Genomic DNA, 1,995 nt, shown 5'->3' on the forward strand with positions numbered 1-1,995 from the left:
CGTATGGCGCCGCAGCCCTGACGGAACGTACACGCTGGTCTCCGACCAGGTGCAGGTACCGAACGGCATCACCTGTATCGGGGACCGGCTCTTCGTCAACGAAATGAAATTCGACGGCCGCTTGCTGGAGCTGTTCCCGGACGGCGGCGACCCTGTGGTGCTGACCGACGGTCTGGCCTTGGGCAACGCCATGCAGCGAGGCCCGGACGGTTGCTTGTACTACCCGCACATGGTCACCGGCCAGGTCTGGCGTATCCCACCGGACGGCGGGGAGCCGGAGGTGGTTGCGCATGACGTGCACGAACCGGTTGCCGTCCGCTTCGATCAGGGCGGTGTCCTGCATGTCCTGTCGCGTGGAGTCGAAGGCATCGTGACGCGCATCGATCTGCACGGCAGCGGATCCCGGTCCCTCGTCGTAAGTGGCCTGGTGGGCTTGGACAATGCCGCCTTCGACGCCGAGAACCGCATGTTCGTCTCCAGCTACGCCGGCGGTGGCATCACGGAGTTGCACCCCGACGGTCGCACCCGCGAGATCGTACCGCGAGGGCTCGACGGTCCGTACGGCGTGACCGTCGCCCCCGGCGGCACGGTGTACGTGGCCGACCACTACCGTCTGGCCACCCCGGCGGCCACGCACGAAGGTGAGTCGGCCACCGTCGTCCGGGCCGGCGATGCGGGCGGGGGCGTCACTTCGCTCACCCTGCTGCCGCCCGCAGTCCACGGCGTGGCCGCCGCCGACGGCCTGGTGCACTGCACCTCGCAGTACGGTGACGTCCACACCTATGACCCCGAGCGGAACACAACTCGCCTGCGAGCAACCGGCCTTGATGAGCCCGGCGGGATAGCGGTGGGGCCGGACGGGTCACTCGTGGTCGCCGAGACCGGGGCGGGACGGATCGTGGCCGTCGGGCCGGGCGGCACCATCACCGCGCTCGTCGAAGGCATCGACCATCCCGTGGACGTGACCTTCGACGATGAGGGGCGGGCGTACGTCAGCGACGACCGGCGCGGGACGGTGCTGCGGATCGATGACGGGAAGACGGTCACCGTCGCGGACGGACTCGGGGCACCACAGGGCCTGGCGGCCTCAGGGGACGAGCTGTTCGTCGTGGAGACCGACCACCGCCGAATCCGGGTGATCTCCCTCACCACGGGGGCGAGCCGCGTCGATGCCGAGGATCTTCCGCTCGGGCCGCCTCCGGGCGTCGTGCCGCGTGCAGAACCCGCCTTGTTCACTCCTCACGGCATGCTCGGCGTACCCCGCCGGTTCGCCGGCCTCGCGGCCACTCCTTGCGGCTCGCTCCTCCTCGCCGCCCATGGCGAAGGCACCGCCGAAGGACACCACCGAGACGTCCTGCGGGATGGAGAGGCCGAGGTCGGCAGCACCCTGGTACGTGCCGAAGGCGAGGCGGTCGTTCATGCAGAGCGGGGCGCGGATGTCCCTGCGACGTCCCAGGAAGGCGCGGGTGTGTCATAGCCGTGGTGGTAATCCCATTCCCGGGCCGGTTCCTCGGCGGTGAAACACCCGTCCGCGCTCGGCCACCTCCGAGCGGGTCCCCAGTGATGCGTTGACCGACGGTCGCGGAGCGTAGGAGAGGTTGCTCCCGACTTCCCGATGAACGCTAGACCCTCTGCACCGGGCGTGCGTCGGGCGGCTGCTGTTCTGGGCCCGCGCCTGCCCCGCCCCGCCGGGCGCGGGCTCAGCCACGAGGTCACGGAGTGGTGCCGTGGGCCTCGCCGAGGCCGAGAAGTGCGGTGAAGCGGGCTTCGGCCCGGTCGATCTCACCGAGCTGACTGAGGATCGAGCTGGGGGTGGAGTCACCGACCACCTTCTGCATCAGTGGGGTGCGGTCCAGGATCGCGTCCCGGATCGGTTGCAGAGCGCGCGGCGCGTGATGGAAGACCTGCCCGAGGACATAGGCGTGCTGGGACTGCCGGGCGGTGTGCGGCTTGCGGGGGGCTTCGAAGGCGTCGAGTGCCTGGCGGACAGCAGCG

Annotated in this window: 2 pseudogenes; one reads left to right on the forward strand and one right to left on the reverse strand. The window is 70.0% G+C overall.

Features of this window, described 5'->3' with window-relative positions:
* Window positions 1–1,330, forward strand: a pseudogene (locus ACFU5F_RS42305) (hypothetical protein); the annotation flags it as partial.
* A gap of 382 nt (window positions 1,331–1,712) precedes the next feature.
* Here ACFU5F_RS42305 and ACFU5F_RS42310 read toward each other — a convergent pair.
* Window positions 1,713–1,995: pseudogene (locus tag ACFU5F_RS42310) on the reverse strand (hypothetical protein); the annotation flags it as partial.

The sequence above is a fragment of the Streptomyces sp. NPDC057438 genome (assembly GCF_042802995.1).
Lineage (GTDB): Bacteria > Actinomycetota > Actinomycetes > Streptomycetales > Streptomycetaceae > Streptomyces.